Genomic DNA, 7,126 nt, shown 5'->3' on the forward strand with positions numbered 1-7,126 from the left:
TCAATACATCAATAAGTTTCTATTTCAAAGAAATATCAACAATCTTAAAATTAATATTGCCTAAATGCACCACGGGTTAATATATATGAAATTTAAAATTTTAGCAATTTTATTGTGTCTAGCAATATCATGTAAAAGCAAATCAGAAAAACCTGAAAACATAATAAAAGAAAATACAGAAGTAATTAATGATATTACGGTTCAAGAGATAGATAAAGAAGAGCAAATAAGAAACTGCTTGAATAATAAAAATATATTAAAATTACCAATAAAGAGTGCAGATGATTTAATGGTTAAATTAATAGAAATCAATATTGAAGCAAAAGTATTGAAATGTGAGATATCAGATGAACTTAAAAATAAATTGTGTTATAGAGCAGAAGTATCTTATTATCGATTAAAGAAAAAAGGTACAATAGATCCTATTCTTCTTACAGATGAATGTGGAGACAATAATCGTTATATATTAGTAACATTCAAAGGTGAGAAAATGATTGATTATATTGAGGTTTATAATTTATATGAGGAAATGACAGAGCAACTGAATAAGAATATTACAGATTTTGAAATAAATGAAGCTTTGGATATAAAGGTGACAAAGAAAGAAATCATTAATGATGAAATTAAAAAAGAAATAAAGCAATTATATAAAATCAATGATCAAGGGGCATTTGTCAAAGTAGCACACAAATAATTATTTACAATACATATTTAAATCGTATAAACGAGATGAATTTGATACTAAAGCTAAGTTTACTAATTTGTTTTATTATAATATTTATTAGTTGTGCCAAGCAAGATAATAAGAGTAACGAAATTAGTAATAGACAAGACAAAATATCTGTTACTAAATCAGATACAAGTATTAACAAAACTCCTATTGTAAGTCACCTAAATATCTTAGATAAAACTTTAATTGGTGTTTCAGAGAATATGAAAGATACTACTGATCCTTTCAAGAAATACTGGCTTGATTTTTACAGCACTTGTATGGGGTCTGCTCCAAATTTTTATATTGACAGCATTGATCAAAAAATATATTTCTTTGCCTATGAAGAGGGAGTTAGTTTCGATAATAAAAACCAAGATTTTCTTGCTGAATTTGATATTGTAAAGCATGAAAAATCTAAATCATCACTTAATCTAACCGTAAAAAAGGGTGATGTAACACATACCATTGATATAATAAAAACAATTAATAAGGATTTCTATGAATTACAATTAGATACTATTTTATCTAATACAGATATAGGACGCTATAAAATATTTACGATTAAAACAAACGAACACAAATTTGAAAAAGAAGGTTGTGATGATTTTGACGGATAATATAAAATAAGGAATTGAGCATTTAACATTATAGTGTTAAGTGCTCAACATTTAAATGAAATATTAAATCAGAGCTATTCTTAAAAATATTAATTAATTTGATAAATCAAGATAGTATTCTCTTCACCCTTAACAACAAACTCAAGCGCTTCATCTTTATCCATATTACCAAGACTCATTAATGAATTACCATATACAGGGAAACTAGATTGTAAATTACCGGTACTATCATATAAAAAAACTTGACTCGTTTGTATATTCGTTATACTTACATATAATTTATTCTTAATATAGAATATCTCAGGTTTAGAATAAATACCATAATCAAGCTCGATTACTTTATCCTTTATAGTCAATATATTTTCAGAAAAAGTAACCTTTGTAATATTAGTAGTAACGATATCATTTTTAGAGTTCAAATTAGCATCTCTAAGTGTTATCGTACCATTAGGAGCTATTTTAACTAATTTACCATCTTTTGTAGTAGATGTAAATGCGTTTTCAAACTTATACCAATTATTGGATGTAAAATCAAACTTTTCTTTGACAGGAACACGAGGTTTTCCTATACGATTTAGAATATGTAAAGTTCCGTTTTCTTCAGCAACCAAAATGTAATCTTTTTCAGCTATGCGAATGTGTTTAGGAGAAGTCATAATAGAAGAAGACGTCCCCTTAAATTTAAATCCAGATACCACTTGAGCAGAAGTATTATACATCGTTATTTTTTTACCTTGAGTAATGGCAAAACGATAACGTTTGTTTTTATCATAATCAAATAAGCTTACAGGCTGAGTAATAGGTTTAGAAAAACGTTTAGGAAAAGGATAAACATCTTTACCATCTCTATCTACAAGATATAATGTATTTCTAGTATTAAATAATAATTGGAGCCTACCATTATTATAAATATCGATTTGTTGGATATCACCCATTATAGCACCATCGATCTGCTTTTTCCAGAAGATACTACCTTTATCCGAGATTAAATACAAATTATTATTAATGTCTTGAACAGCAACATCAAGACCTTTTGATCTATGATTTTTAACCAAGATTGGACGCGTAATTATAGGCGCTTCAAGAGTTGTAGTTACCGCTTGATTTACAGTAGAACTAAGAGTAACTTTACTATTCTTTTTAAGAATCCCATGCAAGTGCGCATAACCATCCTCTTTAATGATTTGTAAAGCCGCTATTTGATATCGCTTTTGATGTAGATTTTCCCATTCTTTTTTATAACGTTTAGCAACACCCTTAGAAAGATATTGTTTAAGAAAATCTTGATTACCAACCATTGTAATAGATGTCTTATCAGTAAGCTCATCGGTAACTTCTTTAAAAGCAGTTTGATTGGCAAGTGTACTCTTATTTTGAATATTAGCAATTATAGTTTGAAGCGTTTCTAGTTGTTCTGCAAAAACAAGAAAGTCATCATAAACAAAATAATATGAGGCTTTTGTGTTAGAAACCAAAGGAGGCAGTGTTTCATTGAATACTTGAACACTATCATGAGCATGAATCTCTATATTACGATAGCTACTTACTTTGTTTTTAGGAAAAAGCTCAAGAGCAGATTCAACATCATACAGAGTAAAAGCCAAAGCATGATCTTTGGGTAAATAAATTTTACCAATCTCTGAAGCAGATTCTAATAGGGGATCAAGCTTCAGAGGAAAATCCTTAAGATTTCTATCCTGAGCTAGAGCAAGATTACGTTTAAGAATACGATGGTCGTCATAAGTAAAAGAGACGTAACCATTAGCCGTAACTGGAGTAACTTCGGCAACTCTATTCTCTTTAGGTTTTAAATTATCAAAAATACCAATAGTACTAGACAAAGAATCCTTTTCAATAGCAACACCATCAATTTTGATCATGTCTTGATCAATTTGACTATCAAGAGAAATCCAACCACTAAAATTAGATAAAACAGTGGCCTTTTCATTAGGTAACAAAGATTCTTGAATTGTAGTTAATTCTTTCCCGTTAATAAGAATTGAAGAACCAGTTTCATTACTAGAAATTTTATATGCCTTTTCTAAATCAGAAGAAAAATTGATATCAGTCTTCTTTTGTCTAATTGCATTTTCTACTAAAAGTATAGAAGAAGAAGCAAATAACATGCTATCTATTTGAGTAGAATAAAAAGAATGCTTACCATTTTTGATAGTATAGATAGTATTTTCGTCATAACTAAAAGTATCTACAATATCAATAGGTATAGAATCATTATAAATAAATTGAGAATTAAATTTAGAAATATAAGTATACTCAAAAGAATTTTTACCTATAGGAGAAAAACACAATAAACTTTCTGAAGCCTTTGAAGTATTTTGCTGATTAGGTAACGTATTAAAATATTTAAAAAAAGAAAGATCTAGATTTTTATTGATCAAACTATTATTACGCAATTCGTTTTTAGTTTTTTCAAGATCATTGATCTTAACAATAATATGAGCATCCTTTGGAATATAACTTAATAGCGAACTCTTTTTAATAGGAGCTTTAGAACAGCCTATAATAAGTGCACTAAAAAGCAATAAAAGAAATACTTTTTTCATCTATATCCGAATTTGTAAATAATTGATCCCTACCTTTCCTTTTTCTCGTACAAAATAAGTAAAAACCAAAAATGGAACGATAAATAAGGTCGAATTAGTATAAAAAATAGTTGAATTGTTAATTTTTTACGTTTAAAGGTATTTAATCGAAACCTAAAGCTAATTGTTCAGGTAATAATTTAAAACTTTTACGATGGTATTTCGTAGGACCGTACTTTTTTATAGCAGCTCGATGTTCCTTAGTAGGATAGCCTTTATTTTTTTTCCAGTTATACATAGGAAACTCTTCATGGATCTTTTCCATATAAGCATCTCTATAGGTTTTTGCCAAAACAGATGCAGCAGCAATATTTAAAAATTTCCCATCTCCTTTTACAACACAGGTGTATGGAATATCCTTATAGGGTTTAAAACGATTACCGTCTATAACGATATGTTCAGGGAGCAAACTAAGTTTTTCGATAGAACGCTGCATAGCTAGAATAGAAGCATTGAGAATATTGATTTCATCAATTTCATCCATAAAAACATGAGTTACACCAAAACTCAAAGCTTCGCGTTCTATTATAGGAAGTAATGTATTCCTTTTAGAAGCACTTAGCTGTTTTGAATCATTTAGGATATCATTTTTGAAGTCATCTGGCAAGATAATTGCGGCAGCAGTTACAGGGCCAGCAAGGCATCCTCGTCCAGCTTCATCTGTACCACATTCGATAAGATCTGGATGTAGTTTTAAATCTAACATAATGCGAATATACTATGCCATAAACAATAAAAAAAATGATAAAAATATGGTCTAGGTTCAAGAAACTGAAAACGAATACAAAATGAAAAATAATTAATAAAGATAAATATAAGAGATTAGAGAATTTTAAGTTTTCCTATATAATAAGACATTTGATAAATAGGAGATAATTAAATTCGACTAAAAAAGTATATTTTTGCAAAGCTTTAGCTTTAAAAGAGTAAAGAAGGGGATTGTAAAAAGAATCCATAATATAATTGATAAAAATTGAACAAGTGAGAAAACACTTTGTAGTATTTGTACTTTTGATCATATCTTTTGCAATAAATGCACAAGAAAAAAAGCTTTCAAAGATCGAAGTAAAAAAAACTGAAGAAAATTCACAAGCTACCAATAGAGGTGGATCTGTATTTCAGGATAGAACCGATAAAAAGGGAATTAAAAATAACAAAGAAAAGCCACCAATCACAGCCTATAAAATTATATCTATAGCAAATGATACTACCTATGTAGATACAACATTAACGAGCTATAAGGATTATAAATTTAATTACCTTAGGAAAGACGATTTTGAATTGTTACCTATTAATAATGTAGGACAAACATATAATAGTCTAGCCAAACGAGAAGAATATACACATCTATTGCCATTATTTGGAGCAAGAGCTAGGCATTTCAATTTTATGGAAGCAGAAGATATAAACTATTATCATGTGCCTACTCCATTAACAGAATTGTATTTTAAGACAACGTTTGAGCAAGGACAGCAATTGGATGCTTTTTTTACAGTAAATACATCGCCAAGGCTTAATTTGTCAATAGCGTATAAAGGAGTACGATCTTTAGGTAAATACCAACATGCATTATCAAGTACAGGTAACTTTAGAGCAACTGCTAGTTATAACACAAAAAATGAGAGATATTATCTAAGAACTCATTTCGTGTCTCAAGACTTACTAAATCAAGAAAATGGAGGATTATCAGAATCTGGAGTTAATCAATATTTATCTCAAGATACAGAATTTGCAGATAGAGCATCTATAGAAGTGCGATTTGAGAATGCAGAAAATGTATTAAAAGGAAAACGTTTCTATCTTAATCATGAATATAGATTTATAAAAAAACGAGATAGTAGTAATCACGAATTAGCATTAGGACATGTCTTAGATATTACAGATAAATCGTATCAATTTGATCAGGATAACCAAAATGATCTTTTTGGAGATTCCTTTATAAACCAAGGATTAAGTGATAAAGTAGCTCTAGAAGATTTTACAAATGAAGGTTATTTAAGGTATAACAATGATGTATTAGGAGAATTTAAAGTAAAAGGAAGTTATACAGATTATAATTATGGATATAACTCCATTTTAACTCGTACAACGACAAACGGTACTATAGAAAGAATACCTAATAGAATAAAAGGAGATGTAATAGCCGTAGGAGGAGAATATGAAAAGGAATATAAAGGATTTCATATAAAAGCAGATGGAATGACATTATTGTCTGGAGATTTCTCAGGTAACTATGTCAAAGCAAGAGTAGATTATAGTATAAAAGATTTCAATATAGGTTTTCAAGGGGATATAAATGAAGTAGCACCTAATTATAACTTCTTATTATATCAAAGTGATTATAAAGATTACAATTGGCAAAATGACTTTGATAATGTAGAAACACAAAAAGTACAGCTAGATATAAAATCCAAAAAATATTTTAACCTATCAGCAAGCTATAAGACAATAAAGAATTATACATATTTTAATAAAGATGCAGATTCTATTACAACACCTAGACAGTATGGAGAAGATATAAGTGTCTTTAAAGTTAAAGCAAGTAAAAACTTTACGTTTTTAAAAGTAATAGGATTTGATAATACAATTCAATACCAAAAAGCCAATAAAGGAGAAGAAGTATATAGAATACCAGATATTATAACAAGAAATACACTATACTATAAAGACTATTGGTTTAAAAGAGCCTTATATCTACAAACAGGTGTGACTTTTAAATATTTTAGTTCATATAAAGGAGATGCATACGATCCTGTATTATCAGAATTCTATATACAAGATGATGAAGAGATAGGAGGCTTTCCTCAAATAGATTTATTCTTTAATGCAAAGATTAGACAAACGAGGATATTCTTTAAAGTAGAGAACTTTGCCGAAGCTTTTAGTCAAAATACAGAATTCTCTGCACCTAGATACGCATATAGAGATGCCGTGATTCGATTTGGATTGGTTTGGAACTTCTTTTTATAGAGAGTATACGTATATAATATAGTAGAGGCAGTGATTAGACCAATGGTTTAATCACTGTTTTTTATTTTATCAAAAACCTTCAAAAAAACTTTCAGGTATAAAGAGCTGTAGTATAAGGGTATAAGGCTGTAGGTAAAAAAACTTTAGAAAAAAGATAGGAAAAAGGCTTGTAGAAGTAAAAAAGGGTTGTATATTTGCACCCGCAAAACGGCTAAAGGAAACGA

5 protein-coding genes are annotated in these 7,126 nt (G+C 28.9%); 3 read left to right on the forward strand and 2 right to left on the reverse strand.

What is annotated here, in order from left to right:
• Window positions 1-85 precede the first annotated feature (85 nt).
• Complete coding sequence (locus ACYEKI_RS21010; RefSeq protein WP_459213182.1) at window positions 86-694, forward strand: hypothetical protein; 609 nt, start codon at window positions 86-88, stop codon at window positions 692-694.
• A 35-nt stretch (window positions 695-729) separates the two neighbouring features.
• Window positions 730-1,329: a hypothetical protein gene (locus ACYEKI_RS21015; protein WP_459213183.1), complete on the forward strand. Its 600-nt coding sequence runs from the start codon at window positions 730-732 to the stop codon at window positions 1,327-1,329.
• 89 nt (window positions 1,330-1,418) lie between these two features.
• On the opposite strand, the gene ACYEKI_RS21020 is transcribed toward ACYEKI_RS21015, so the two are convergent.
• Window positions 1,419-3,893, reverse strand: coding sequence for a hypothetical protein (locus ACYEKI_RS21020; protein ID WP_459213184.1), 2,475 nt, complete (start codon window positions 3,891-3,893; stop codon window positions 1,419-1,421).
• Between the two features lie 142 nt (window positions 3,894-4,035).
• Window positions 4,036-4,638: a ribonuclease HII gene (locus ACYEKI_RS21025; protein WP_459213185.1), complete on the reverse strand. Its 603-nt coding sequence runs from the start codon at window positions 4,636-4,638 to the stop codon at window positions 4,036-4,038.
• Window positions 4,639-4,913: 275 nt separating this feature from the next.
• Here ACYEKI_RS21025 and ACYEKI_RS21030 point away from each other — a divergent pair, with 275 nt between their 5' ends.
• Complete coding sequence (locus ACYEKI_RS21030; RefSeq protein ID WP_459213186.1) at window positions 4,914-6,902, forward strand: putative porin; 1,989 nt, start codon at window positions 4,914-4,916, stop codon at window positions 6,900-6,902.
• The last annotated feature ends 224 nt before the right edge of the window (window positions 6,903-7,126 follow it).

This window comes from Aquimarina rhabdastrellae (assembly GCA_947387485.1).
In the GTDB taxonomy this organism is placed as follows: Bacteria; Bacteroidota; Bacteroidia; order Flavobacteriales; family Flavobacteriaceae; genus Aquimarina.

Excerpts from the sequence above, each read along its gene's own strand:
- ACYEKI_RS21025 (WP_459213185.1), bottom strand. The coding sequence starts at position 4,638 with ATGTTAGATTTAAAACTACATCCAGATCTTATCGAATGTGGTACAGAT.
- ACYEKI_RS21020 (WP_459213184.1), bottom strand. The coding sequence starts at position 3,893 with ATGAAAAAAGTATTTCTTTTATTGCTTTTTAGTGCACTTATTATAGGC.
- ACYEKI_RS21010 (WP_459213182.1), top strand. The coding sequence starts at position 86 with ATGAAATTTAAAATTTTAGCAATTTTATTGTGTCTAGCAATATCATGT.
- ACYEKI_RS21015 (WP_459213183.1), top strand. The coding sequence starts at position 730 with ATGAATTTGATACTAAAGCTAAGTTTACTAATTTGTTTTATTATAATA.